At 52.0% G+C, this 26,324-nt stretch carries 30 protein-coding genes and 1 pseudogene; 26 read left to right on the top strand and 5 right to left on the bottom strand.

The window, feature by feature from the left end; translation table 11 throughout:
- Positions 1-198: 198 nt before the first annotated feature.
- The 20 genes and pseudogenes from B5D39_RS03250 to radC form a co-directional block, all read left to right on the top strand.
- Positions 199-705: a lytic transglycosylase domain-containing protein gene (locus B5D39_RS03250; RefSeq protein ID WP_078788945.1), complete on the top strand. Its 507-nt coding sequence runs from the start codon at positions 199-201 to the stop codon at positions 703-705.
- The gene (locus B5D39_RS03245; protein WP_078788944.1) at positions 692-1,402 is read left to right on the top strand and encodes a hypothetical protein; all 711 of its coding nucleotides are present in this window, start codon (positions 692-694) and stop codon (positions 1,400-1,402) included. The genes B5D39_RS03250 and B5D39_RS03245 overlap by 14 nt, the downstream gene beginning before the upstream one ends.
- Positions 1,377-2,750 (top strand): type IV secretory system conjugative DNA transfer family protein, encoded by a 1,374-nt coding sequence (locus B5D39_RS03240; protein ID WP_078788943.1) that lies wholly within the window; start codon positions 1,377-1,379, stop codon positions 2,748-2,750. The genes B5D39_RS03245 and B5D39_RS03240 overlap by 26 nt, the downstream gene beginning before the upstream one ends.
- Complete coding sequence (locus B5D39_RS03235; RefSeq protein ID WP_078788942.1) at positions 2,747-4,213, top strand: HD domain-containing protein; 1,467 nt, start codon at positions 2,747-2,749, stop codon at positions 4,211-4,213. The genes B5D39_RS03240 and B5D39_RS03235 overlap by 4 nt, the downstream gene beginning before the upstream one ends.
- Positions 4,210-5,049: a conjugal transfer protein TraF gene (locus B5D39_RS03230; protein WP_078788941.1), complete on the top strand. Its 840-nt coding sequence runs from the start codon at positions 4,210-4,212 to the stop codon at positions 5,047-5,049. Before B5D39_RS03235 ends, B5D39_RS03230 begins: the two co-directional genes overlap by 4 nt.
- 40 nt (positions 5,050-5,089) lie before the next feature.
- A complete protein-coding gene (locus B5D39_RS03225; RefSeq protein ID WP_078788940.1) occupies positions 5,090-6,574 on the top strand; it encodes a conjugal transfer protein TraH in 1,485 nt (494 codons plus the stop codon).
- Positions 6,575-6,595: 21 nt separating this feature from the next.
- Positions 6,596-6,997 (top strand): hypothetical protein, encoded by a 402-nt coding sequence (locus B5D39_RS03220; protein WP_078788939.1) that lies wholly within the window; start codon positions 6,596-6,598, stop codon positions 6,995-6,997.
- A 518-nt stretch (positions 6,998-7,515) separates the two neighbouring features.
- Complete coding sequence (locus B5D39_RS03215; protein ID WP_078788938.1) at positions 7,516-7,935, top strand: single-stranded DNA-binding protein; 420 nt, start codon at positions 7,516-7,518, stop codon at positions 7,933-7,935.
- A 109-nt stretch (positions 7,936-8,044) separates the two neighbouring features.
- On the top strand, positions 8,045-9,001 hold the full coding sequence (locus B5D39_RS03210) for a hypothetical protein (RefSeq protein WP_078788937.1): 957 nt from the start codon (positions 8,045-8,047) through the stop codon (positions 8,999-9,001).
- Between the two features lie 124 nt (positions 9,002-9,125).
- Positions 9,126-9,290 (top strand): hypothetical protein, encoded by a 165-nt coding sequence (locus tag B5D39_RS17080; protein WP_139366652.1) that lies wholly within the window; start codon positions 9,126-9,128, stop codon positions 9,288-9,290.
- Positions 9,291-9,302: 12 nt separating this feature from the next.
- The gene (locus tag B5D39_RS03205) at positions 9,303-10,277 is read left to right on the top strand and encodes a PD-(D/E)XK nuclease family protein (RefSeq protein WP_078788936.1); all 975 of its coding nucleotides are present in this window, start codon (positions 9,303-9,305) and stop codon (positions 10,275-10,277) included.
- A gap of 84 nt (positions 10,278-10,361) precedes the next feature.
- The gene (locus tag B5D39_RS03200; RefSeq protein WP_078788935.1) at positions 10,362-10,562 is read left to right on the top strand and encodes a hypothetical protein; all 201 of its coding nucleotides are present in this window, start codon (positions 10,362-10,364) and stop codon (positions 10,560-10,562) included.
- On the top strand, positions 10,559-10,828 hold the full coding sequence (locus B5D39_RS03195) for a hypothetical protein (protein WP_078788934.1): 270 nt from the start codon (positions 10,559-10,561) through the stop codon (positions 10,826-10,828). The genes B5D39_RS03200 and B5D39_RS03195 overlap by 4 nt, the downstream gene beginning before the upstream one ends.
- Before the next feature lie 99 nt (positions 10,829-10,927).
- Positions 10,928-11,341: a TSCPD domain-containing protein gene (locus B5D39_RS03190; protein WP_078788933.1), complete on the top strand. Its 414-nt coding sequence runs from the start codon at positions 10,928-10,930 to the stop codon at positions 11,339-11,341.
- Positions 11,331-12,254, top strand: a complete 924-nt coding sequence (locus tag B5D39_RS03185) for a CbbQ/NirQ/NorQ/GpvN family protein (protein ID WP_012468348.1) — start codon at positions 11,331-11,333, stop codon at positions 12,252-12,254. Before B5D39_RS03190 ends, B5D39_RS03185 begins: the two co-directional genes overlap by 11 nt.
- A 10-nt stretch (positions 12,255-12,264) precedes the next feature.
- On the top strand, positions 12,265-12,597 hold the full coding sequence (locus tag B5D39_RS03180; RefSeq protein ID WP_012468349.1) for a WGR domain-containing protein: 333 nt from the start codon (positions 12,265-12,267) through the stop codon (positions 12,595-12,597).
- 77 nt (positions 12,598-12,674) lie between these two features.
- Complete coding sequence (locus B5D39_RS03175) at positions 12,675-13,559, top strand: DUF3150 domain-containing protein (protein ID WP_078788932.1); 885 nt, start codon at positions 12,675-12,677, stop codon at positions 13,557-13,559.
- A 9-nt stretch (positions 13,560-13,568) separates the two neighbouring features.
- The gene (locus B5D39_RS03170; protein ID WP_078788931.1) at positions 13,569-15,287 is read left to right on the top strand and encodes a cobaltochelatase CobT-related protein; all 1,719 of its coding nucleotides are present in this window, start codon (positions 13,569-13,571) and stop codon (positions 15,285-15,287) included.
- A 26-nt stretch (positions 15,288-15,313) separates the two neighbouring features.
- On the top strand, positions 15,314-15,826 hold the full coding sequence (locus tag B5D39_RS03165) for a CHC2 zinc finger domain-containing protein (protein ID WP_078788930.1): 513 nt from the start codon (positions 15,314-15,316) through the stop codon (positions 15,824-15,826).
- Between the two features lie 198 nt (positions 15,827-16,024).
- Positions 16,025-16,399 (top strand): annotated as a pseudogene (gene radC / locus B5D39_RS03160) (RadC family protein); the annotation flags it as partial.
- A gap of 397 nt (positions 16,400-16,796) precedes the next feature.
- Here radC and B5D39_RS03155 read toward each other — a convergent pair.
- A complete protein-coding gene (locus tag B5D39_RS03155) occupies positions 16,797-17,318 on the bottom strand; it encodes a hypothetical protein (protein ID WP_078788928.1) in 522 nt (173 codons plus the stop codon).
- Entirely contained in the window at positions 17,299-18,435 is a 1,137-nt protein-coding gene (locus B5D39_RS03150; protein ID WP_078788927.1) for a helix-turn-helix domain-containing protein, read from the bottom strand. Before B5D39_RS03150 ends, B5D39_RS03155 begins: the two co-directional genes overlap by 20 nt.
- A gap of 171 nt (positions 18,436-18,606) precedes the next feature.
- On the opposite strand from B5D39_RS03150, the gene B5D39_RS03145 reads away from it, so the two are divergent.
- From B5D39_RS03145 to B5D39_RS03120, 6 genes are all read left to right on the top strand, one after another.
- Positions 18,607-18,834: a DUF2188 domain-containing protein gene (locus B5D39_RS03145; RefSeq protein WP_078788926.1), complete on the top strand. Its 228-nt coding sequence runs from the start codon at positions 18,607-18,609 to the stop codon at positions 18,832-18,834.
- A gap of 3 nt (positions 18,835-18,837) precedes the next feature.
- On the top strand, positions 18,838-19,455 hold the full coding sequence (locus tag B5D39_RS03140) for a hypothetical protein (RefSeq protein ID WP_078788925.1): 618 nt from the start codon (positions 18,838-18,840) through the stop codon (positions 19,453-19,455).
- A 99-nt stretch (positions 19,456-19,554) separates the two neighbouring features.
- Entirely contained in the window at positions 19,555-19,683 is a 129-nt protein-coding gene (locus tag B5D39_RS17400; protein WP_279627286.1) for a YpsA SLOG family protein, read from the top strand.
- Between the two features lie 238 nt (positions 19,684-19,921).
- A complete protein-coding gene (locus tag B5D39_RS03130) occupies positions 19,922-21,832 on the top strand; it encodes an ATP-dependent nuclease (RefSeq protein WP_078788924.1) in 1,911 nt (636 codons plus the stop codon).
- Positions 21,829-23,505, top strand: a complete 1,677-nt coding sequence (locus B5D39_RS03125) for a UvrD-helicase domain-containing protein (protein ID WP_078788923.1) — start codon at positions 21,829-21,831, stop codon at positions 23,503-23,505. The genes B5D39_RS03130 and B5D39_RS03125 overlap by 4 nt, the downstream gene beginning before the upstream one ends.
- 164 nt (positions 23,506-23,669) lie before the next feature.
- Entirely contained in the window at positions 23,670-23,900 is a 231-nt protein-coding gene (locus tag B5D39_RS03120; protein ID WP_078788922.1) for a hypothetical protein, read from the top strand.
- Here the strand turns inward: B5D39_RS03120 and B5D39_RS03115 are convergent.
- From B5D39_RS03115 to B5D39_RS03100, 3 genes are all read right to left on the bottom strand, one after another.
- Complete coding sequence (locus B5D39_RS03115) at positions 23,891-24,376, bottom strand: hypothetical protein (RefSeq protein ID WP_078788921.1); 486 nt, start codon at positions 24,374-24,376, stop codon at positions 23,891-23,893. The genes B5D39_RS03120 and B5D39_RS03115 overlap by 10 nt on opposite strands.
- Positions 24,373-25,461, bottom strand: a complete 1,089-nt coding sequence (locus B5D39_RS03110; RefSeq protein WP_078788920.1) for a tyrosine-type recombinase/integrase — start codon at positions 25,459-25,461, stop codon at positions 24,373-24,375. The genes B5D39_RS03115 and B5D39_RS03110 overlap by 4 nt, the downstream gene beginning before the upstream one ends.
- A gap of 537 nt (positions 25,462-25,998) precedes the next feature.
- Entirely contained in the window at positions 25,999-26,262 is a 264-nt protein-coding gene (locus tag B5D39_RS03100; RefSeq protein ID WP_078788919.1) for a WGR domain-containing protein, read from the bottom strand.
- Positions 26,263-26,324: the final 62 nt, after the last annotated feature.

Here is a 26,324-nt window from a genome sequence, read left to right as displayed (position 1 = left end):
AAAAGTTTTTCTATACATATTCCTCTAATATCAACTCCGTAAAATTCGGAACCATCCAACATTTCTCTAAAACAAATCCAGCCAGCCAGAAGCATAAAAAAACCATCCGGAATTTTTATTGGTTACGGAACAGATCAAATCTTCTTGTCAAGACGGTGCCACCTTCCCCCCTACAAGATTATCAGTCAGGAGGAACGAATGTGTCGATTACCAGGCATCTGCCTGCTCGTGATCAGCCTTGTCTGCGTGCCAATCCAGGCCAAATCTTTCTGCTTCGAGGAGGCCGGGAGTCAATACGGCATATCGCCACAACTGCTCTGGAGCATCGCCAAGACGGAGAGCAACTTCAACCCCCGTGCAATCAATCGCAACAGTAACGGAAGCTACGACTATGGACTGATGCAGATCAATTCCAGTTGGGCAAAAAGGCTTGGCAAAACATGGAATGAACTGGGAGAACCATGCACGAATGTGAAAGTGGGGGCCTGGGTACTGGCCCAATGTATCCAGGATTATGGCTACACCTGGCGGGCTGTCGGTTGTTACAACTCGCGCACCCCGTCGAAAGGGGACCGTTACGCCGGAAAAGTGTATCGCATCCTCGCTGAGCATACGAAGCCACAGGCGGCGACGCTCATCGCAGCCATCAGCACGCCCAGGATCGAATCACCATGGGATGAGGTGTTCGGCAATGCTCTCCGCTGATCTACTCCACAAATACGGATTGCCGGAGGACGAGATAGTCGATGCTGTTGAATGCGCTGTGGCGAAGACACTGATGGCAGCTTTTCAGAGGACGGTTACTGTCCGGGCAGAGGGGGAGCTGGAAATTATTGCCTATCCCAAGCTGGGACACCCGGTCGAAATGCAGTTGAAGGACATTCCCAAGAAGCTTCGCCGGCATATCATTCACAGTGTCGAAGTGGAACTGCAAAAACGTCAGAACCAGCTGGAAGCAAAAAGACTGCAGGAACTTCAGGGGAGGGTTTTTTGTGGGGCCGTGGGGCGTATCGGCTCCCGAGGGACATTACACGTTACACTGGAAATTGATGACATCCTTAAGCCACTGATCCTGTTCGGGGAATGCCCTTTACGCTATCAGCCGCCACATGAACGTTCACGTTATCGCATAGGTGAGCAGCGCAGCTTTCTGGTGACGAGTGTGCGCCCCGTCATGGTGGGAGGCGACATTGCAAAGGTTAGACTCATTCTGAACCGGACATCCCGTGCCTTGCCGGCTCTGCTGCTTCAAGACCTGACCGGTATTGCCGGGATCAAATGTCGACGGCGTATTGCAGGAGGGTTCAGTGAAGTTGTTACGCCGGTTCGGATACCCAAAAAATCGATTAATACAGTCGGAAAGGAGTTGAGGGAACATGTTCAAGTCCTCATCGCGCCGTAGCACCACCAACCTGGAATTCATGACCTCCATCGGCACCGGAGTCCAGATGGAACGACCAACCCGGATCGTTCCGATTTCGATACCTGATGAATACCGAAAAAGGCACATGTTTGTATTTGGCACTACCGGGGTCGGCAAAACGCGACTCTGCGAGAACCTAATTGAGCAGGACATCATGAAAGGCAACAGCGTGGTCTACTTCGACCCCAAAGGTGACCAGCAGATCTTCACCAAGATCTTCGAAGTTGCCCGTAAGGCGGAGAGACTCAAGGATTTGATGCTGGTAACGCCGATTTTCCCGGAATACTCAGCGGTCATAGATCCTATGGCCTATTACTTCATGCCGGACGAACTCGTCGGACATATCGTTTCAGGCATCCAAGGTGGACGTGAGCCATTCTACCGCAACATTGCAAAGGAAATCACTACTGCCATCATCTCAGCCAACATCATTATCGCCGATTGGGAAAAACGTCTTCCCAAGCAAAATATGGATGCTATCAGACAAAGCATTCGCCGCTCATCATTGAGTAGCACAATGGGGCTACTGCAGGAAATCAAGACACCCGAGGCGCTGCTAAACGCCGGCATGATCCAGGACATCCTTGAATCTCCCCAAGAGTATTATTCAAAGGTGTCTTCAACATTACGCACCTGCTTGATGGAGCTTTCCTCCGGCAACATCGGCAAGATTATCGGTCAGGCCGACAGCAACCGCTTCATCAGCCGACTCGAACGAAAGAAAGGGGTAATCATGGTCGTGCACACCGGTACCATGATTACCAGGGAGGCAGCCACAACACTTGGCAAAGTCCTCTTGTCGATGATCCAGTCCTTCATCGGCAGAGTCTATCTCTCTGACAAGCAGAAAGTATTCCCACCGCTGTCCATCTACATAGATGAGGCCCAGAGCCTGTTCTACCAAGGCATTGAGGACCTTTTCGCGAAGGCTGGGTCAGCAGACGTGATGGTGCATGCCTTCGCCCAGTCTGTGAATCAAATATATGCCGCTATTGGCGAGGAATACGGTAAATCGATCCTCGACAACACCAACACCAAAATCTTTATGCGCTGTTCAGATGCAGAAACATCAGAGTATGTCGTGCGGCACTTTGGCGTACGCAATGTGCTTACGGGTATTTTCGGGTCCAACCAGGTCACTACCCGTGAGGTGGAACAGGACATTTTGAAAGTGCAGGATATTCTGGGGCTGCAACCAAGGGAATTCTACATGCTGACCTATTCCGGTAGGTACAAGGGTGTGACTCGTGATGCCAGAGACCCGCAGTTGAAGATAGTCTTCCCGTCGGCGCCATCTTCCATAACCATGAGCAGAGGGGCCGCATGATAATCCTGCTCTACTGCTGTGGCGTTATCGGTTTCCTGATGGTCACTTACAACCTGTGGCGAATTTTAACCAGGCGTCCGGCTGAAGTAGAGCAAGAACCGTGGGTTCCACTGTCAATTTCGGAGCTGGAACCGGATGATGACCTGCCATGCACCGATCTCGCCACGGTATCTTCAGTATGGACAGGCCGTGTTGTTCACTTCACTGATCTGTCTCGACTCTGGCGTGAACCCACACCAAAACAGGAGGAGGAAGCCGCATTTCCAAGGCCGACATTCCGGCATTCGGAGATTGAAGAGTTCTACAGGGACATTGTGGAACCGGAACCGCTTATCAATGGGAACCGCAAGGTTGTGATCGTCTATCTGCTTAAGATCCTTGACGCGGAAGGTACCTGCCCATCGGTTGTCGGGATCAAGAAATACGCAGCTGTCGGCAAGCAGATATCAGATCCGGATTCGGCGTACGGGGCAGCAGCTCTTGCCCAATTGGCTACCGTACCACTCTATCGGCATTCTCTCGGGGTTGCCCGCAAGTTCGTAGAAAAGAACTCTGAAAGAATCATGCTCCCTACAGTCCTCATCGTGTCATTGGCGCATGACATCGGGAAAATTCCCTCTTTCCACAGCCAGTATTATTCGACTGCAGATCATCCGCAAATAGCGCTCCTCATACTCGCGAGCATTCCGGAATACGTTGCGCTGTCGAACAGGGCTGAGCTCGACAGCATCATCCGCAATCATCACCAGATAACTCCGAACAACCCGCTCACGGCCTGCTTGAAGCGGTGTGACCAGGAGTCTCGTAATGATGAAATGGGGGCTTTTCTTGGGCAGATGGCGCAGGTGAGGGCTTCCGAAGAAAGTTCGCTGCCAATAGATGAGTCACTTCCACAACCTGATGTTCCTGTCGCTAAAGAAAAAAATTCGCAGGAATGGGATCACCCGCTCGGATCTCCAGAATCGGGAAAGTACGTTTCCCAGAAGATAAAGCTTCCTGCATGGTTCAATGCCGATGCGATCCTTGGTGGCATCCACGGATTGATCAACCAGGTGGAGAAAACTTCGTCCGGAGTCAAGTGGCTGGCCGTTTCACTGCCGAATGGGTTGGTCTATGTGAAGCCAGAAGCACTTTGGCAGGTGATCCATCAAGTTAGCGATGGCGATCCCATGATCTTGGTGGCTGATGCTGATGAAGAAACCAAACGTAATCTTCTCTATACCGTCGTATGGGAACTGAGTGCCTCCAGAGATGCCATTGCCACGGAACTCATGACCAGTGCGTACTACACAACGAATACATCCATCGTGTCGAATAACGATAAGTCATTCAACAAACTCCTGATCCCGTTCAGGGTCGATGCCTTTGGTGTGCTCACCTCTGAACTGGAAAGCACCAAACCCCCTGTCTTGAGAAAAATCGTCAAGGACATCAGACCAAAGCATGCGGAGGACAAAGAATGAGGAGACTGATACTGGCTTCTATTCTCCAACTCTCCGTGACCACCGCTTCTGCCGGCTACTATGCCGACTCGGCCAAGGGCTGGTGGTGGTATCAGAAAGAACCTGAGAAGCAGGCCGAAAAGCAGGAAAAGAAGAAGAAACCGCCCAAGAGCACGCCATCGCTCAAGGATTATTCTTATGAGCAGGTTTGGGAGATGCATCCTGACCAGTTCCAGGAGTTCGCCGAGGCATTGAAGAAGAAGGCTGTCCAGAAGCCGAGCGAAGAAAATGTGAAGGAGTATTTCGAGGTCCAGGAAATCGCCCGCAAGAAGGCGCTGGCTTTTTCCAACGTGGCCCAGTTCGTCTGGCAGAAGTATCCGGAGCTGACCACCAAGAAGGACTATCCGATCACCACTCCTGGCAACCTGGCCCGAATCTCCCAAATCAACGAGGAACGGCAGCGCATATTGCGGGACAACCGGGATGACTTTGCCCTGATCTATTTCCAGAGACCTGACTGCAGCTACTGCGATGAGCAATCCCGTATCCTTGACTGGTTCACCAACGAGACCGGCTGGACCATAAAGAGGGTCAACATCAGTGAGAACCCGGGACTGGCAGCCAAGTTCAGCGTTGAGATCACGCCGACCCTGATTCTGATCCAGAAAGGGAATCAGGATTATCTACCGGTGTCAGCCGGAGTCATCTCAGCCGATGAGATCGAGGACAAGGCATACCGGGCCGTCCGCCTCCTCAAGGGGGATATCTCCCCTGAGGAGTATTCACTCTACGAATTCCAGAAGGGAGGCAGCTTCGACGTGAAGAAACGCCGTCTTCAGGAAAAGGAGCGGCCATGAGTCTGCTGGTCCTACAGCAACAGAGAGAAGAGGTGTCAGAGTGAAACGAACCGTACTTACCAGAACCACCGCTGCCTGCCTGGCGGCAACCATTGCCATGAACCCGGTACTTTCCTGGTCTGGCTGGGTCGATGACTGGGTACAGCAGAAAAGCTCCACTTCGCCCAGCTATTATGAAGGGTCAAAGCGTGGCTACTACACTGGCGGCAGTTTCTCTGCCAGGTGGGCAAACACCGATGACCATCTGTTCACGGCCTCGCTGCCAAAGCTGAAATCCGGTTGCGGCGGGATCGATATGTTCCTCGGCGGTTTTTCGTTCCTGAACGTGGATTATCTGGTCCAGAAGCTCCAGAACATCCTGTCGGCAGCTCCGGCAGCAGCCTTCGACATTGCCCTGAAGACCCTGGCACCCCAAGTGGCCGATACCATCAAGACCCTCGAAGCCATCACCGACCGGCTGAACTCGCTGCAACTGAACGACTGCAAGGCGGCCAAGGCACTGGTGGCCACCGCTGCCAGTCCGTTTTCGTCAGTCATGTCGGACAGTCTGAAAGCTGAGATGAAAACAGCTCAAACCGACTTCATGGTGTCGAGCGGCGCCAAGGATCTTTACCAGGATGTCAGCAAGCTGTTCGAGAGCGAACAGAAGACCAATGCCGGTAACAAGCCTGGCGTTCCGGGCACAACCCAGACCTCAGCCACCAGCGCCACTGCCGGTTGCCCGACCGAAGTCCTGCAGGTCTTCGGGGATGGGTCGGTCCTGGAGAACCTGGCCGGCAAGAAAGGGATGAGCAGCGAGTACGTCAAACTGGTACGTGGTTTCATCGGCGATGTAATCATCCAGAACCCGGCGACGACCGGTACCACCTACCAGGCCCAATACATTCCTCCGTGCGACAAGAACAACAGCTTTGACTCCTTCATAAGCGGTTCCGCGCAAGGACGGGATACCGCCGGGGCCTGTGCCGATATTACCGATGCCAACAAGAACCTGATGGTCTATGTGGCCGGCAAGATGCAGTCCATCGCCACTAAGATCAAATCGAAGACCGCCCTTACCGTCGACGAGGAGGCGTTCCTCAAGAGTACGCCGCTGTCGGTCGGGCTGATCCTCAAGAATGCCACTGCCACCAATACCGAGGGTGAGGTCATCGGCAAACTGGCAGAACTGACCGCCCGGGCCTACGGCTACTACATGCTGCTCGACCTGTTTGGGCGTGCAGTCCAGTTGCAGGAGATGGCCCGCAACATCATGTCTACCCAGAAGGGTAATAAAGCCGGGGCTTCGCCGGAGACCTGCCAGTTGGCGCTCCTCGGCGAAGGTATGCAGCATATCCAGACGCTTGAGGAAAAGACGCTGCAACTTCTGAGCGTTGCCCAGCAGAGTTACGCCAATGCAGCTTCTGAGATCAATGCGGTGGAAATGATCGTCCAGAATATGAAGAAATTCGACGACACAGTGTTTTCGGAATTATCAGACCGGTTCGGCAAAGGAATCGCCATGAGGGCTACCGGCAGAATCTAACAACAATGAAAGGGAGGAATTATGGCAGACAAGACTAACAAGGCGGATAAGGGTAACAGCACCTCTCCTGCTTCCAAGAAAGTCGACTGGCAGGCTAGAAAGCTGGAGAATGCGAAACGGGACGATACAAGTGTTGTTTTCTGTCGCGCTCGTGATACCGGCGACTTCATCAACATTCTCAACTCAAACGATAATCTCGTCTACCAGATGCGGATGAACATGGGGAGGAGGGAGTCCCTGACATTTGAGGTAGTGAAGAGCTACATCGACCGGAGCCGGCGAATTAAGGAAGAACTAAATCTCATGAATGCCGAAATGTGCCAGTTGCTCGACTACACGTACAAGCCGCCACGGGGATTCGATAACCCTCTCAAAAAGCAGGATAAGCAGGCAGTCCCTGGGGTAGAAACCGGCAAGAAATGATTACTCTGTTTCAGTCGAACCGGGACGATGCCAAATGGGTCGTCCCGGGTGAATCCTCTTGACTTGTAAGAGGAATATCGATAGCGTTTCAGTATTATAGACTCTTTCAAGAGACTCCGTGCGGCCTTTGAGCCCCGGATAGACTTTTTCGGATAGCCCGAAGAAGAAATGCCCCCGGCAGGGATGAACTACCTGGAAAGACAAGGCCGCAGTTGCCCCTTTCCGGATGACACCAGGAACGGCTTATGCCTTCCTCGATCAGTCGTATGGGTAATGCGACTTGAATCCAATCTGAAGGTGCGCCCATCAATGTAGCGCGTGCCTCTGATAACCAATAATCACGAAGAACAGTGACCTATTCTGGCAATGGCCGGAGTGGGTTTTTTGTTGTTCAAAATCCGCGACAAGCTTTGTAAGCGGCGGATACTTTCACCACATCCCGACCGGGAGACATTTTGTTCTCTCCCTACGGGACAGACATCTGTCTCTTTGCTTCGGGAAAACCACAAGGAGGCAGTATGGCAAGTTTGAACCGCGTAGAACTCATCGGCAACCTGGGTCGTGATCCTGAAATCAGGTACACACCAGGAGGCACCGCTGTCGCAAGTTTTTCACTCGCGACCAGTGAAAAGGTAAAAACCAAAAGTGGCGAATGGGAGATCCGGACCGAGTGGCACAACATCGTCCTATACGCACGTCTCGCAGAAGTAGCTGGCGAGTATCTGTCGAAAGGAAAAAGTGTTTATCTCGACGGCAAACTCAAGACCCGCAAATGGCAAGATCGGGACGGTAAAGATCGCTACACAACCGAAATCATCGGCGACAAGCTTCTTATGCTGGGTAGTAAAAATGGCAGCATTCCTGACGGGAGTGACGATCAGCCATCAAATAGCCAGGCACATGAGGACATTCCGCACGATGACACCGATCCGTTCTAACAACCAGTAACCACAACTCAACAGTCCTACGGGGAGACATTACCAAGTCCCCAAAGGGATTGGTCTGTCTTCTCTGTCGGACACAACCCACAGAAAAGGAGACAGACAGATGAACGCACCAGCTCAAATCATTCCCATCAACCCCGCAGCATCATCCCTCACTCACCACGCTGTCAACATCAGTGAACTGAAGGCCCAGGTAAACCTGATTCAATACGTCATGCGTGACGTCATGAAATCAGGCGAGCACTACGGCACCATTCCCGGCTGCGGAGACAAAGCAGTTCTTCTCAAACCGGGCGCCGAAAAGCTCATGCTCACCTTCAGACTGGCAAACGACGTGGATGTGGAAACCATCGACCTGCATCTCGGCCATCGTGAGTATCGCATCAAGGTGACGCTCTACTCACCGGCAGGCCAGCGTCTCGGTACGGGTGTCGGTTCCTGTTCGACCATGGAAAGCAAGTATCGTTTCCGCGTCGGACCGGTTGAACTGACCAACAAGCCGGTACCGAGGGAGTACTGGGATCTTCGCAAGGAGAACCCGGCATTGGCACAGGAGATCATTGGTGGACGCGGCTTCAGCGCAAAAAAGGATGACAGCGGCAACTGGAAAATCGCCAGGCAGGGAGAAAAAGTCGAACACGACAATCCTGCCGATTTCTACAACACCTGTCTGAAAATGGCTAAGAAACGCGGCTTGGTGGATGCAGTACTCACCTCAACCGCTGCCTCGGACATCTTCACCCAGGACATCGAGGAAGATCCTGACCTTTACGGACAGACGGAACACAACGGAGGAAACAGTGCCGGCAACACCAGCACTACTTCCGGTAATTCGCAGTCTGCCAGACCGGACAACACCCCATCATCACACGGAGCCGAACCAGTTTCGACTTCCAAGATCATCGGGTATCTGACGGCTAAGGGAATCAGGATGGAACTCTCCGCAGATGAATCGGAGATCTCCGCCTTCCCGGACTTCAACGACACCTCAGCCCGCCAATGGCTGAAAGACCACGGTTTCAAATGGGACGGCAAAGGCAAATGCTGGCAGTACCGGTAACGCCTGACGTTCCAGACTGAACCTCACTCACAACCTACCTCAGCAGGGAGACAACGACTTTCTCCCTACCGGGGGTGTCTTGTCTCCTCTGCCGGGTACAACCCACAGACAAGGAGACAAGATCATGACTACCCACATCATCAAACACGTAACAATCAAAGGCTGTCAGATACCGGTCTATACGCCCGTTAAGGAGCGACAGATCAGCATCGATGTCACCAGAATCATTGCCGGCGTTATTTTCGGTTCCCTGCTCACCGCAGTCGGGACCCTGCCGTTTCTGATTTGAAAGGAGACAGCCATGAGCAAACTCGCTGCATTTCTGGGACGTGCTATTCCGACCCATCAGCAGAAACAATCATCACATCTTGGTGACCGAACTGTGTACGTCGGAGCCTCCGACATTGCTGGCTGCCCGCGTAAAGCGGCTCTCGGCAAACAATGCCCGTCCAGTCACGACATCTCGACACTCCTGCGCTTTTCCCGTGGCCATGCTGCGCAAGCCATGTATGCCGAGTTCTTCAAGACTGGCGGCGCCCTCTTCGAGGAAGAAGTCGAAGTACGTCACCCGGACATCCCTGAAATCAGGTGTCACATTGACTTTCTGTTCTATGCGAACCGGCAGACCAAAAGGCTGCACATCGTGGAGATGAAGTCGACCGATGGCATCCCCGATGAACCTTACGCATCCTGGGTGGATCAGCTGCACGTCCAGATGGGCCTGCTGCAACTCACCCTCGATCCGGAAGTGCAAATCGGCGGATCAATTCTAGTGGTTGACTTAAATGCTGGAACATACCGGGAATTCAATAACTATGCACCCAACAGGCTGGTGTTTAATCAGCTTATGGAAAAAGCTCAGCACATCCTATCGGCAACGCGAGGCGAGTGTGCACCTAGAACGGAACCAGGCATTCTCTGCGGTTATTGCACGTTTCGCCAGGATTGCCCTTCGCATGTGGTTGATATGGAACTTCCTCCGGAAATCCATCAAGCCAGCAAAGCATACCTGGAATTGAACGAGCAGAAAAAAGCTCTCGACACTCGTCTGGAAGTTCTGAAAAACGACATCCTCACTTTTGTGAATGGTGCGTATAAAGGGGCTTCGGACGGTATCCTTGTTAATGTCACATCAGTGTCAGACTCGGTAATCGTCGACAGCAAGAAGCTGAAGAACTCGTATCCGGATATCTATGATCAAGTCACGAAACCGAAGTCTGGCTTTCTAAAGCTTGAAATCAAACCATTCATGCCGCTCGCAGCACAGGCGGCCTGATCCAACCCCACAAGGGGGCGTTACGCTCCCCATGGGAAATCTCCATTCTTGGAGGCGTGCGCCCCCATTGAAAGGAGATTCTCGATGAAAATCTATCGTACCGGCACGCTGCCCCCCGACCTTAAATCCTTCTCCTGTGAGAATAGGCATGAAGACCTGAAAGAGGTCCTGCATGCCATTGCCTCACTGTTGCTCATCGCGGCGATGCTTTTCATGTTCATGATTGCCGCAGCAGCGCCTGAACCGCAGGTTCATCCTGTGGGGTGGGAGGAGGTGCGCGGATGACGGAGCCAACCATTGCCATCTATACAGAAGAGGATACGGGCTCGACTGATGCCGTTGTGAATGAGGTTAATCTCTCGTTACACGGAGCCAACCGGGTTCTGGAACGTGACATCCCTTTGGAAGCTCTCGAAGGTGTTCGTCATCTTCTGCCTCTCCTCAACACGAAACCACTCAAATTCAGGTACAAGGGGGTTTTCGTCGTGGCCCGCTTGGTAAATGGTTCACCAAGAATCATCACCGCCTGGCGCCTACTTCCCCCCTCGTAGATGTCTTAGTAGGACAGCGAAATTAACCATCACCCTTGGCGGAATGCATGTCATCTCCGCAAAGGAGAGGTATCCCGCCGTCAATACAAGGAGGCATCCATGAGTCCTAAAATTCCACGACCCAAGGCTGTTCCCGGCTTCACCATCGAACGCCGGTCTGCCTGCGGGAAAATTTACACTACCGTCACCATGTCCCCGACAACAGCTGCACCAATGGAAGTCTTCATCCGCTTCGGCAAGGCCGGAGGTTGTGGTTCTGCCATGGCCGATGGTATCGCTCGCCTGGTCTCCTACGGTCTCCGTTCGGGACTGGAGCCAACCGATGCGTTCAAGGCTCTCACCGGAATAGGTTGTCATCTCGGGGCCAATACCTGCCTCAATTGCGTTGCCGAATCCATAGGCATCGTTTTGGAGCATATGAAAACAGGGCGCGATCTCAACGACCTCATCGAGGAAGCTGACTTCGCAGCACTTAACCAAATCGGACAAGGAGCTGATCACCATGAAATATAGCATCAAGGACATATTCAATATTCCTGTGAAAGAGAGTCTCTGCGTGGAAGGTCGGCCTCAGTCCGACAACCCATTTATCCCTGAAGTTGACAGCGACTATGTGTTCAGGAAGGAAATCCTGTCGGATGTACTTTCCTGGTACATGATGGGCGCCAACGACGGCCTGTACCTGACCGGTCCGACCGGCAGCGGCAAGTCTTCGATTGTCTTGCAGACCGCTGCCCGGCTCAATATTCCGGTCATGGTCGTCACAGGGCACAGCAGACTCGAAACCCCGGAACTTGTGGGGCATCACGTAATCGTCAACAACTCGATGGAGTACGTCTACGGACCGCTCGCCATGGCCATGAAAGAAGGTCACTGGTTCCTGCTGGACGAGATCGACTTGCTCGATCCCGCCACTGCAGCAGGTTTGAACGGCATCGTAGAAGGAAGACCCCTCACCATTCCGGAAAAGGGTGGTGAAGTCATCAAGCCGGCACCGGGCTTTCGCTTCATTGCGACAGCCAACACCGCCGGCAGCGGTGATCGCTCAGGTCTCTATCAAGGGACTTTACGGCAGAACGGCGCATTTCTGGATCGTTTCTGGATGGTTGAAGTCGACTATCCTGACGAAGTCCAGGAAAGACAGATTCTGGCCAAAGCCATGCCCAGCCTGGCTGATACGGTCAGGGAAGCACTGGTATCCTACGCCAACGAAATCCGCAAACTCTTCATCAAAGGGGAAATAGAAGTCACTTTCTCCACCAGAACCCTCGTCAGATGGGCGAAGCTTGTGTATCTCTTCCGCCCGGCATCTGCTGAAGGGAAAAACCCGATCATCCATGCTCTTGATCGTGCTCTCGGGTACCGAGCAGAGCCGGAAAGCCGCGAGGCGTTGCACGAACTGGCGCAACGCGTCTTCGGCGGATAGGGGGTGCTACATGGCATTACGACAGCATCTCCATCTCCAATGCAACACTACGGCTGGCGGCAAGTTCTGGATCGCCCAGATTCATGACGATCCGCCGCGGGTTACGGTCAATTGGGGGCCTACGCGCAGCCAGGGGCAGACAAAGTCTTATGACGTCAACTCAATGTCCGAGGCATTCACGTTCGTTTCCAAGAAGAAGAAGGAAAAGCTGGCCAAAGGGTACTACGAAGTTGCCTCATCGCCGCCTCGTGAACCTGTCCAGCCAACACCACGTAAACAGACCGACAAAACAATCATGAAGGATCTTATGTCCGGTGCAAACACCAAGGACTGGTTCTTCTAACGCCCTTCAGGGGAGGCCTTCTCCCTGATGGGGGCCTCCCTTGATCACACCATCATACTGATCAAAGGAGAATGAACATGAACGAAATACTTTCAAAGCTGGTAGTTGTGTCCCTGTCCATTTCACTCTGGACTGGCCGGAAGAAACTCTCGCCGGAAGACCTTGGACTCGACTTTTCCAAACTCCCTCCCGAAAAACTGGCCACTCTCGGTAGCAAGAAGATCTGCGACCCGGAGAAACTTGCCGTATTCAGCGCCCTGAAGCGTCGTGCCGAACGGCAGTGTGAAGCGGTAGGAGTCAGATTCCTCGGTGGCTATGCCATACCGGAGGATAAGGCCGACGAGGTGATGAAGATCCTCGACGGTGTCCGGGATGAGTTCGAGAAGGAGAAACAGGAATTTCTGTCGGAGTACGACCGCAGTCTGAGGGAATGGATTGATGCGAACCCCGAATGGGCAGCCATCATCGAAAAGGGAGTAGAACCAGCATCAACAGCGGCACGCCGTCTGGGCTTCGCAGTCCAGGCGTTCAAGGTCAAGAACATCGACGGACTGGATAAGGGGCTGAACGAACATGCCAGTACCCTGTCAGAACGGCTAATCTTTGAAATCAATCAACAAGCCAGACAAGCATGGGAGGAGTCGTACAAGGGACGCCCTTCCGTAACCCGGAAAGCGCTACGCCCGATCAAGTCCATGCTCGACAAATTGCGTGGTCTTGAGTTCCTCTCTCCCTACCTGCTTACTCTGGCTGTTCAGATTGAAGAAGTACTGGCCTCATTACCAAAGAGTGGTCCCATTGAAGGACGGAATCTCACCTCACTTATCGGGATATTGCATGTCCTCGGCGATTTGCCGCTGGATGAAGTCCCGGCAGAGGAAGAAGACGAGGTTGCCGAAACCATCCTTCTCGAAACCAAATCCGCTGAGCCGGTAAGCCTGCCCAGCGAATGGTTCTTTTAGGAGGCCGCCATGAAACACACCACACTACCCCTGGTTGCCAAGGCACTCGGGGAAAAATACGACATTCAGGTACAGATCTCTGGCGACCAGGCGTACACCAACGGACGGATTATCAATCTTCCGTCCCTGCCGGACAGCAAAGAGGCGGCACTGCTTGCACGTGGCTATATCGACCACGAGAGCGCCCACATCCGGTTCACGGATTTCAGCGTTAAAAGTAGTACCTCCATGCTCAAGTGCCTGACAAACATTCTTGAAGACATCCGTATCGAGAAGATGATGGGAGCGAAGTATCCCGGGTGCCGGTCGAATTTGAAAGATCTGGCCGAGCACCTGAAGCAACAGGGGAGTTTCACACCGTCACTTCAAGACCCACCACAGACCCTACTGGCATGGCTATGCGCCAGGGGGCGGCTAACCTTGAATCAGGACTTCAGTGACATCCTTGCCATGACCAGCAGTACGGTCAACGCGTTTCTCGGCACCGGATACAAAAAGTTGCTGGACCTGACCGAGAGAATTCCGAATCTCGTCTCCACCAGGGACTCACAATCCATGGCGGAAGAGATACTGCGGTTGATCCGTGATGAAAAACAGCAACAGGAGCAGGAACGGAAACGTCAGCAAGACCAGAAGACGAAAGCCACCTGCAGCTCTGATGGGTCAAAACCTGATGGCAGTTCCAATGATCAGGAAGAAGACAATCAGACATCCGGCACTGACCAACAGTCAGGAAAACCGAAACAGGATACCGATGATTCATCACCCGATGGTGATAGCACCGGTACTGCAGCATGCAAAGACTCTCAGTCCCAAGCTACAGCCAATCCATCGCCTTCTGTTCCAGAGAGTGGTTCCGGTGGGCAATTGGATGGTAATCCCGAGGCCCTTCAGGAAATGCTCGATTGTGATCCTGGCGGGTTTGGCGATGTCGGTGAAATTCTCAAACATGAACTGATAACGGAGGGTGAAACCGTCGGCAATCGGGGTGGCGTTCTGCTTCCACCGGAGGCCTCTCTGCGCACCTTTCCCATCGATATCCATGAAACCAGAAGACATACAGCGCTGCTCAGAGCCCGGCTTAGCGGATTAATCCAGGCAAGCCGACTGAGGAGACGTCATGCACGCCGCACCGGTAGCAAGATAGATAACCGGGTGGTGCATCGTCTTGCATTAAACGACACCAGGCTGTTTCTGCACCAAGAGGAGAAAACGGAGGTCAATACCGCCATCATGATCCTCGTGGACAGGAGCGGGAGCATGCAACACCAGAAAATCGAGGTTGCCTCTAAAACTGCATATGTTGTGGCAGAGGCCCTTGATTCAATACCTGGATGTTTTGCTGCCGTTGCCGCGTTTCCAGTCGGCAACAGCGATGGGGTAGCACCTTTGGTGCGGTTTGGAGAGCGTCCCTGCTCGTCCAAATTCGGGATGTCGGCAGGCGGCGGCACACCTTTGGCCCAAGCACTGTACTGGTCTGGGGTGGAATTGCTCAAAAGAGAGGAACCACGGAAAATCCTGCTCACCGTCACTGACGGCGAACCAGATGACCGGCGTACCTCTAAGAGGGCAATCAAGTGGTTGTTGGAACAAGGCATCGAGCCCATGGGGCTTGGTATCTGCGAAGAGTCGGTACGTACGCTCTTCCCGACCAACGGCGTCGTCTATAGCGTCGAAGAATTGCCACCTGCGCTTTTCGGTATGCTGCAGGACAAACTGACACGATAAAGTCGTTTATAGGAGGTGTGAGAAGAATGACTGTGAAAACCGTCATCTCTGCGGCGAAGGAATTCGGCGTACCGGAACGCTATGCGATCATGCGCCGACTGGCCTTTCTGCAACCGCAAATCAAACATCTGGAGCGTGAAATCTGGGGAGCTCAACGGCGGATCGAGCGAAGTTCCGATCCGCTGGTCAAGGCCCTGACCGCATCATTTATCAAAGACCAGGAGAAGGAGTTGCGGCCTCTGAAGCTTGAGGCAACAGCTCTGCTTAACCACGTCAACGGCAAGGAAGCGGTACCGGTAGCCGGCAAGATCACCACTGAGATGATCGAGCAGGCCCGGCAGTATCCCATTACCAGTATCATCGACTTTCCTAACGGGAGACATCGATGCTGTCCGTTTCACAAGGACCGCAATCCGTCCATGGCGCTCTACGATAACCATGTCCATTGCTTTGTCTGCAACCGGTCATGGGATTCGATCAGCGCCACGATGGAACTGGATGGTGTGAACTTCCGGGAAGCTGTACTGGCGCTCCAGTAATCTGAATCAATAACAATCAACCCTATGGGGGCGGACACTGCCCCTTGGGGGAATCCGCCCTCAACATTTTAGGAGGCGGACATGAATCTCGATCTCTTCGGAGAACCAGCAGCACCGACAACAAAAAGAATTTTCATAAAATCAATCGAAGCACGTTACCGCAACGTGGTTGTCAGAGATGACGCCCCAAAATGGGTATCGATGCGGTTTACACAACCCCAGCAGGTATTCGAGATGTTCCGGGATCTCCGTTTGGAGACGAAGGAGCACTTTATCGTCCTGCATCTGGACGGCAAAAACCGGATCGTCTGCTTTGATCGTGTATCGATTGGCTCGCTTAATCAGGCCATCGTCCATAGTCGCGAGGTCTTCAAAACGGCATGCATCTCGAATGCGGCGGCCGTGCTCCTCGTGCACAACCATCCTACAGGTGACCCGACACCCAGTCAGGAAGATATCGCCATCACTAGACGTCTCAAGGAAAGTGGCGAGATCCTCGGCATCAAGGTGCTGGATCACATCATAGTCGGTGATGACGAGTTCCTGAGTTTTGTCGAACGGGGACTCTTGTAAATAATGAGGGAGCGGCGCTCAAGCGCCCTCCCTCGGCTCTTCCCCCAGCCCAAAAGGGTTCCTTAGAGCCACTGTTCCAGCGGTGGTTGTAGGGAGCCCTTTTGGGCCACCATCACAACGATAAGGGGGATAGAGTCATGTCAGTTCGAGCACGTATCAATGGTAGGGAATTCACGCTGAGCTGGGAGGAATTTGAGAAGGCGCTGCACCGGAACAACATAGTCGGTGGCGAATTCGAGGTTCTTGCCATATATGCCGGCGGGAGACCCTGCTGACATCTTCAGGCCGGATGCCCGTCCGGCCTGGATAGAGGCGGCCCAAGTGGTCGCCTTTTTTTATTTTCAGCACAATAATCTAGCTGTGGCAATACACAATAATCTAGCCGAAGCCTATTTGCTCAGCCTGAGTGGGAATAAACAAATTCCCGCAAGCCCTGTTCGATATTAGACTTGAAGTACTCTTCGCTCAACCTGGGATCAAGCTTGTATCCCGGTGACAGGGTCAAGCCAGAAGTTCTTAAGAGGCGTTCCGCAGAAACGGCGCGTTCGGTAACATCCAGAAAAGGAAGTGTCTTTATTGCCGCCGAATCGAATGTGCATATGGTAAGTTCTTCCTGGCGAACTAGAACTGCTAGCGATTCAGTTTCTCCCGCATGGATGCTCTGTCGCCTAAGCGGTGGCAAACGTTTTAGTACTTCCTGCATCTCATCAGCAGTTGCGAAGGTTTCTGTCACACGTCCTGAGTCAATGTATTGCGCACGAAAATCTACTAAGATTTTTCTTCCGTCTCTCTTGTAATGTTTAACCTCAAAGACAACAGTAGACGCGACATGTAGATCATGCATGTCGACCAATTTGTCGAATACATCAATTTCGAGAAGTTTGATGATTACATCAGCATCAAGAAGCCATAATTTCAATCGACTCGCCCTCCGCCTCGCTTAATCCTCGATATTCTAGGAACTCATCGATGTCTGCGCGATCGATTTCAAGTAGCTCAGAAAATTTACCGCGAGAAATCAGTCCTTTACGAAGACATTTTACTGCCAGGAGTGAGAATCTTTCCGAGGAGGGGGCTTCGTTAGTTGCATCACTTCTTATACGCCGGTCAATCATAAGAAGCTCATCGTTCTTCGCTAGATCGTTCGCCTTCTCCCATTCGATCAAGCGCATGTTGGCCATACGATACAGCAACGCCTGCGTTGAAACTCCGAATTCCCGGGCTACATCAACGATATCCGAAAAAGAAAGTTTCTGTTCTTTTATCCGTGCATTCAGTTCTTCTCGAACAGCGCTTTCCGGCAGGAGAAGAGTTGAGGCAAATCGCTCGGCCTTTTTCTCTATGTCCTTGAACAAGACGTCATCCTGTTCAAGATCAGCAGGATTGAACGTATTCCAGGTAATAATATGGAATAATTCGTGGGCAAGCGTGAAATTGATTCGCCAAGGTGCTTCTTCACTATTAACAACGATAGCTGCGCCAAATTCCGGGTGAACCGTTGAGGCCGCCGAGCCAAATTCTGACAACTCTACAAAGAGAATCTTCGTACGCAGTACCTGCTCCATTATCTTCTGGAGTGACAATGCCGGCCTGCTTCCCATATTGAGAAGATTGCTCACTTTAGCTGCTAGGGCGTCGACCTGGTAGTAATTTCGAATGTCTGCCGGTGAAACCGCTATTGCGAGACCAGTTCCTTCATCAGTCAATCCAAGCAGTTTTTCCAGAAGATGGTACTCCTCGAATCTGTGTTTAATTGAGGCCTCAATTTCTGCTTTTCTCTCAGATGGTGCCCGTCGCCATAGAAAATGTACGGCAGGTTGCGGAACCTCTTCTCCCATTAGCAGATTGTTAAGGTTGCAGAAGTAGGTCTTGGCAAAAAGCGCTAACTCGCTAGCCTTAACCTCTCGCTCCCCTTTTTCGATATTACTTAACGTTTGGTAATTGCTGAAGCCTAGTCGTGTTGCAGCTTCGCCGATTGACAATCCGACGACCTCCCGAGCCTTTCGCAGGCGCTCCGCTAACTCCATTCTCGACATCAAAATCCCCCCTTTCTGCTATCAGCAAATATAAATAATTTATGCTTGCACGTCAATCATATAATAAATTATTATATAGTTGGTTGACAAAAACCGTATGAAACAATATATTGGGTGAATACATAACATGGGCACCACATATGGTGTCGAAACATTTAAAGGAGATTTGCCATGTCTCGAAAAGAACATCACGTAGTACCGAATTCCAGCGGGGGGTGGGATGTTGTTAAGGCTGGTGCGCAGCGAGCGTCAGTTCATGCCGAAACAAAGAGGGAGGCTATTGATCAGGGGAGAATAATCAGTCAGAACCAGAAAACAGAATTCGTTATCCACAACAGGGATGGGAAAATATCCGGTTCTGACAGCCACGGCAACGATCCTTTCCCTCCCAGAGGCTAGTAGATGCGGCACCGACGCAGAGTAGAGAGAAAAAATAATGATGATGCTCTCTTTCTGGAGTATCGTAAACATCTGTGGGAAGCGGGCAAGTCGGCGAGTGAGAACACTGACAAAGCCATATTGACGCTCTCTGCAGGAGCACTAGCCTTGTCCATGACATTCATCAAAGATATTGTTCCCCTGAAGGATGTCATTGACTTGCCAATCATCATAATTGCCTGGTGTTCATTTGGAAGTTCTATCGCATGCGTTCTTATTTCGCAGTTCGAAAGCAGAAGAGCCATTGATGTGCAGCAACAACGCCTTGAATCGCATATTGCTATGGACTACGAAAATGCCGGTTTGCCAAACCAGCATGCCGAAAGAACAAAATATCTCAACATGGTTTCCGGAGTTTTGTTTGTCACCGGATTGGTATTAACGATTGTTTTCACGTCATTCAACGTCAAAAGGTACATGGATATGAACAATAAAATCGCAACTCCAGGTGGTAATCGAGGATATGCTCCGGCTCAAATCCCATCCAACCCAAAGCCGGATGCTGGTTATACTCCACCCAAACTTCCAACACCTTCAACCGGGCAAGGTCCCTCCACATCGCCGCCTCCCCCGAAAAAATAGGTAGACATGAATAAAATAATTCATGAGCAACTTTCGAATATAGAAACTGATAATGACGTTCGTATATGGGGTAATGTCTTGTGACGGTATGACTGGAAAATTGTATCGGGGAGACAGGCTGGTGCAGATCGAGCTGGACTTGACGCCGCGATAAAAGCCGGCATCCCGGTCGGTGGTTATTGCCCCAAGGGACGCCTGGCTAAAGACGGCACAGTTCCTGAGTGCTAAAGCCACCCGAAAGGGTGGCTTTAGTCATTTTGCGGCGTTATAATAAAACCCTTGTTCGTTGTTGCAATCTTGACTGGAGGCCTACAATGGAGCGTCCCCAAATACCTTTGAGAAGATATATCGCCGGAGATTTCAGTCACCGGCCATGACGGGATAGGAATAGGGTCAAGTTCAACTCCAGTGGCCACGGAAAGTGTCAGGGACCTAAAAAAATCAAGAGCAGTAAGGATCATCACACATGAAACTAAAAATCATCCGTCTGTCTAACTTTCAGTCATTTGGACCAGGCCCCACAGAATTGTCACTTGATGACATTACTTATTTGATTGGCCCTAACGGCTCTGGTAAGACGGCGGCTCTCCAGGCACTTTGTCGTCTATTCGCATTTGATCCATCATTGCGGCGGATTCGGCGTTCGGATTTCCACGTTCCATACAATGAAAATGAAGAAGAATCGCCCGATGAGCGGCACCTGTGGATAGAGGCTGATTTCGATTTCCCCGAGCTAGAAGATGAAGACAGCAACTCAACGGTCGCCCCCCATTTCAGCCATATGCGCCTTGACGATCCCAAAGCCCTTCCTCGAGTTCGATATCGCCTCAACGCCAGTATGGGTATGGATGGTGACATTGAAGAGACTTTGGTGTACGTGCTGGATGTCAACGCTGATGGTTCTCCATTGACAGTGGCGCAAGTAACCAGAGCGGAGCGTAACCATGTGCAAGTCCACTATTTGCCAGCGCGGCGGGATCCTGCCGACCACATCGCATATGGTGCCAGCGCGTTGCTTGGCCGTTTGCTACGTGCGGTGAATTGGGATACTGAGCGGGCGGATGTTGTGAGACTCACGGACCAGATCAGCGAGACTCTTGCGGCCAATAAGTCTGTTGCAACCGTTAGTAATTGCTTAAAGGAGATATGGGGAACCCTTCATAAAGGTAGCTTCTTTACTGACCCCAAGATCACCTTTGTGGCCTCCGAAATTGAGGCCTTGCTACGGCATCTATCCATCTCCTTCTCACCTGGGCATAATGAGGATCTAGTCGACTATTCCAGGCTGAGCGACGGCCAGAAATCAATGCTCTACCTGTCGCTTGTACTGTCGTCCCAAGCGATTGGACGCGCCGCCCTAAGCGGTGAAGACGGCTCATTTAACCCAGAAAGGTTGCGCCCACCGGTATTCACTCTGGTAGCCATCGAAGAGCCAGAGAACAGCCTTTCGCCACACTATCTGGGCCGAATAGTCACCACGCTCGTCTCCATGACAAGCAATCAGGACGCTCAAGCCCTGATTGCGACGCATGCCCCTTCAATGCTCCATCGTGTTGACCCCAAGCATATTCGATATCTGCGGCTCGGCAAAAACCGAACGACCCGCATCACGCGCATTTGCCTGCCCAAGAAGACTGACCAAGCCCATAAGTTTGTCCGTGAAGCCGTGCAGGCGTTCCCAGAGATTTACTTCTCCAGACTCGTAATATTGGGCGAGGGCGATAGCGAGGAAATCGTGTTACCGAGGATTCTACGCGCAAAAGGCGCGCCAGTAGATGAGCTTGCGGTGACAATTGCGCCTCTGGGCGGCCGGCACGTTAACCATTTTTGGCGCCTACTTTCCAAACTTAAGATTCCTTATATCACTTTGCTTGATCTGGACGTGGCCAGATATCAAGGAGGTTGGGGGCGGATCAAGTACGTTAATGATCAATTGGCAGAACATTGCCCTGAAAACACACTTCCGAATGATTTTGCTATTCCAAATTGGAAATCTAACGAGTACCTGGTACGTAACTATCAAAACTATATTGACGTCCTTGAGGAGAGAGGTGTCTACTTTTCCTATCCGATGGATCTCGACTTCGCGATGCTTATGGCCTACCCAAACGAATACTGCGTCGAAAGGGATTCGAATAGTGACTCTACAGTGAAGGCGGTATTGGGGGACAGTCATCACGACTCAGCCCAATATAGTGACGGTGAGCTCGAGCTTTTCAGCACATATCACAAGCGCTTCAAGCTTGGCAGTAAGCCTGCCGCTCACATTGAAGCGCTGGCACAACTGAGCGACAAGAGGTTGCTCGACAGCATGCCAGAGTCCCTTGACAGACTGGCTGACGCCGTAATCGCAAAACTCTCGGAGTTACCTGAGTGATCGCGGGTGAGGCTTGGCATCCTGCCGATGGGCTAACGCTTGAACCCAACGCGCTACGTGCAGTGAAAGAGCTTGAATGCTGCCTTGCGCTGACGGCGGGTCCAGGCGCGGGCAAGACGGAAATGCTCGCGCAGCGCGCAGACTTTCTCTTGCGCACGGGAGGATGCCGTTATCCAAAACGGATTCTTGCAATTTCCTTCAAAGTGGATGCCAGTAAGAATCTGAAAGAGCGAGTCCGGCGCCGTTGCGGGCTAGAGTTAGCATCCCGATTCGATAGCTACACCTTCCATGCCTTTGCCAAGCGAATTATTGATCGCTTTAGGCCGTTACTGACTGGCCTTGACGCTCTGGATGTGGACTACAAAATAGGCGACCGAAGAGTGACTCGAAAGCAGATCGAGTTCGGTGACTTGGTTCCCTTGGCAATTCAGATACTCAAAATATCCCCTTTCGCCAGAAATTCAATTCGTCAGACATATAGCGACATTTTCCTGGACGAGTTCCAAGACTGCACGGACCTACAATACGAGCTAGTGAAGCTTACATTTCAAGGCACGGCTATTCGCTTAACAGCTGTCGGTGACACCAAACAGAAAATCATGGGCTGGGCAGGTGCCCTTGATGGCATCTTCGATACTTTCACTGCGGACTTTACGGCGATACCACTCAACATGTACCGCAACTTTCGTTCCAAACCACGTCTATTACGCGTTCAGAACGAGATAATTCGCATACTTGATCCTGCGTCCGTCATGCCAAATGAGCAAATTGTAGGCGTGGGAGGCGAAGTATACGCTTGGCACTTCGAGAACAGCCGGCAGGAGGCAGAAAACTTGGCCGATTTGATTGCCGAATGGGCAAGAACCAAGCAGATCCCGCTTTCCGAAATTGCCGTTCTGGTTTCCAAACAGCTAGACTTGTATGCCAATCATCTGATGGCGGCACTTGAGAGTCGGAACATTCCCTTCCGCAATGAGCAGCAAATGCAGGACATCTCCACGGAACCGGCAGCAAGGCTCATTGTCGATTATCTATCCTGTCTTTATGGTCGGCGAGAGCCCAAGGCATGGATTCGACTGATGAATCAGTTGACTCCGTTCGCCAGTGATGAGGTACGCTCTGACGTTTTTCAGGATTTCCAGCGCTTTATCAAGGCGCAGCGAAAAAGTGTTTCAACCGCTGAGTTGATTGATGAAAAGTCCTCAGATTGGTGGGGTTATGTATGTAGCTTTCTGGATAAAATTGGCATTGAAGCACTGGTTGCGCTTTCGCCAGACTACGAATCTCATACTCGGCTCGTGGAAATCACCCAAGAAACCAAGACTAAAATTGAAGAAATTCTTAAAAATGATCCCAACTTGCCCAAAGCCCTGGAGCGTTTTTCCGATGACCAAACCGTACGAATACTGACCGTTCATAAGAGCAAGGGATTAGAGTTCGATTCTGTGATTATCCTAGGCGTTGAAAATCAGACATTCTGGGGTGACGCAGATGCTGAGCGGTGCGCCTTCTTTGTTGGAGTATCACGTGCCAAGCGACGGCTTGTACTGACGTCGAGCGATTATCGGGAAATGCCACCATCCAATCCGTACCGATGGCAAGAGCAGAGAACGCCTCACCTGGAATTCTTAAGTTATGCCACGCCGTTTTTGAGCCAGCGTAAGGAGATTTGATTGTGTTGAGTATGCCATCTGCCACAACATTTTGGTTCGCGGTGGGGTAGCGAACTGCGCAGTGCTTTTGCTGTTGATCTGCAAATCTTCAAAAAGCTGGAACTGAACAGTTGCACACCAACGCGAACAACTGGAACGAACTTCGGGACTCAACCAGGATTCGCATGGCTGACCAAGCGGTGAAGTCTGGCATTACCGAGATCCTGCCGCTGGTGTCTGCGGCGGATAAACCTTTTGGGTCTGGTATGGCTGGATGGGAGATGACAGTCCGGATTGTGCAGTTGAACACAGCCGAGTTGGGGATAAATCAGGACGCCATGGAAACCATGCCGGTTGAGAACTGGGCAGGATTCATCTTGCAGAAGCGGGTCGACCAACGGCGTCGTCAGATATGAGTTTGAACGCTGCTGTCCTGGAGCCATTGCTGAACGAATTGTTTCTCTCGGGTTCTTTTCAAGTCGAGTTGCCAATGCACGGAGGCGCAGACATCGGAACAATAGGATACAACCCGAATGCGCGGATCGTCTTCCTCGGTGAACCTCACATGAATCATGCCGACCTTCTGCTGGGGCGAGGTGCAGGTTTCACAATGTTGAACCGCCGGGCCATTGAGTCCGTCATCATTGCTGACTGACAGGAACCGAGTGCCCGATATGTTGATGAAGGTGCGGTGCCAATAGGCGTCTCCTTCGACAACCAATATGTTGCGCAGGTGATGGCATGACAATTCCTGTGAATAGCTTCTGTTACAAAAAGGGCAGACTCCGCGATCGAAGCGGTCGCTTATCCCGGAAATCATGGTTAGCACTCCAGGGGTGAGATCCTTGTGATCACAGACAACGGGCTTGCCTTCATGGTCCCAGAGAATCATGGCGACTCCTCTGTCTCCTGGTCAGGAGCGGATGGTATGCATGAATCATCAACCGGCGGTGTCGGCGCCGTAGTTATTGCCAGAGGAATTTTTCTGGTGAAGCGTTTATGCTCCCGGCCACTGGCGGCATAGATGGCGCTGGTGCTGATGTCCTCATGGCGTAACGTATCCTGGACGGCCCGGATATCCTTGGTGACATCGTATAGCATTGTGCCGCAGGTGTGCCGCAGGGCATGGCAGGAAACCCGTTTCCGTTTCAGACCCGCTTTGCTCAGGTAGCCGTCAATGACACTATTGAGGCCGATACGCGATATCCGACCCCTGCCTCGGCCATTCTTGCGCACGCTGAGAAACATTGGCGTAACGAACGCTTGCCGGTGATGAATGGTAGTTTCCTCGACGGCAACCTCACCCCTGGCAGCAAGGTAGGCCCGGATGGCGGCCACTGTATCTTCCCGGGGGTAGATATAACCGTCTTTGCGTTTGCCGTGGACCAGAATGCGCACACCGCCCTCGACTTCTTCAATGTCTTCGACGTTGGCCCGTTTGATTTCGACACGCCGGAGCCCTTCGAGCAGCATAAGGGCAATGATGGCCCGGTCGCGCAACCCTTTGATGCTGCCAAGTTCGGGAAGGTGCATGATTAACAGTTCCGCCTGGCCGGCGGTGAGATGCTTTTGCTCAGATTTAGCTTCCCGTGCGACAGGGGGGCGAACATTGGCCGCCGGATTGATGGTGATCAAACCCCGGTTCATGGCGACCTGGTAAAATCGTCTGATGACGGTCAGCTTTACCGCGATTGACGATGCTTTCATGCCGGCCTGGATGAGTTCGTGGCGAAAGCTCTCCACATCGGCCTGGGTCATGGCAGCCGGAGTGACGCCACGGGCGTTACACCAGCGGAGCCAATGGTTGAGGTGGGACGTGTAGGTTTTTATCGTGTCTTCGCGTGGATCACCCAGGGCAACTTCACGTTCCAGCCAGTTTCGTACTGCGGCTTCAAGATCCGCTGGCAGGTTGTCCGGAATCTGGCTGGAGATCAGTGCCGAATGGGGGCCACCGGTCGGGATGATATCATTATTCATGCGAATTCTCCGATTCGTTGCTGATCATGGAAGTTTGCGCTACGGCGCTGATAAACCCGTTGATGAATGCCATGACTTCCCGAGGGGGACCATGGTAGAGCGATAAACTTGGCACCCGGTCTGGCCGTGGGCGTCGATAAAGACGGTTAACGGTGAACCCGGTCCCGGTTCGCTCGACCTTCAGACCCGAGTCCCAGAATTTGAGCTGATTGTTGTTTGCTGAAATACATGCTTTGCTGAGAGCGCGTTCCGTGATCTTTGACAACCTGACCCCCCTTGTAATTTTCTGTCGAAGTGTGACGTAAAACCGGCCAGTCAGTTGGCTGCTTTTCTAGGCGGAATACCTATACATAATTGGGGAAATGTATAGTTATCTTCTGCTGCTCTCCTGCTCTCCGATGTTTGTCGAAGGAGGACAATAATCGAGCAAAGGTTTTTCATAGGTCTCGTTAAGAACCGGCCATGATTCTGTGGAGAGGTTTGAGCAACTTGCCGAGGTTCCACTGGCTTCAACAAAATGCACAAAATGTAGACTCCTCAGTAGTGATTCGTCTCCTGGTACCCCTTCCGTGTCTTCTCGCGATAAAGACGATTAGCCTCCTTAACGGCATCCTCAATCTTGGGGTACCATTCCTCTTTACAGCGCACCCGATACCCAATCCTTCCCCATGCCCTGAACAGCACGACATGAAAGAGTCCCTGGCAGATCTCCAGAAAGTAGATCCGTCGTCGATTCATTGAAGGGTTGATCAGGACGAGTTGACACCGAGAAAATCCGGTGAATCTCGTTATGATCTGCATTAGCATCCCTGAGTCAGTAGGAATTTATGCTTCTATTATGTATATCTATCGGGGGGGAAGGT

It is taken from the genome of Trichlorobacter thiogenes (assembly GCF_900167465.1).
Classification (GTDB): domain Bacteria; phylum Desulfobacterota; class Desulfuromonadia; order Geobacterales; family Pseudopelobacteraceae; genus Trichlorobacter; species Trichlorobacter thiogenes.
Note: the sequence above shows the minus strand (reverse complement) of the source record. Positions and strands in the feature narration are given on the sequence as shown.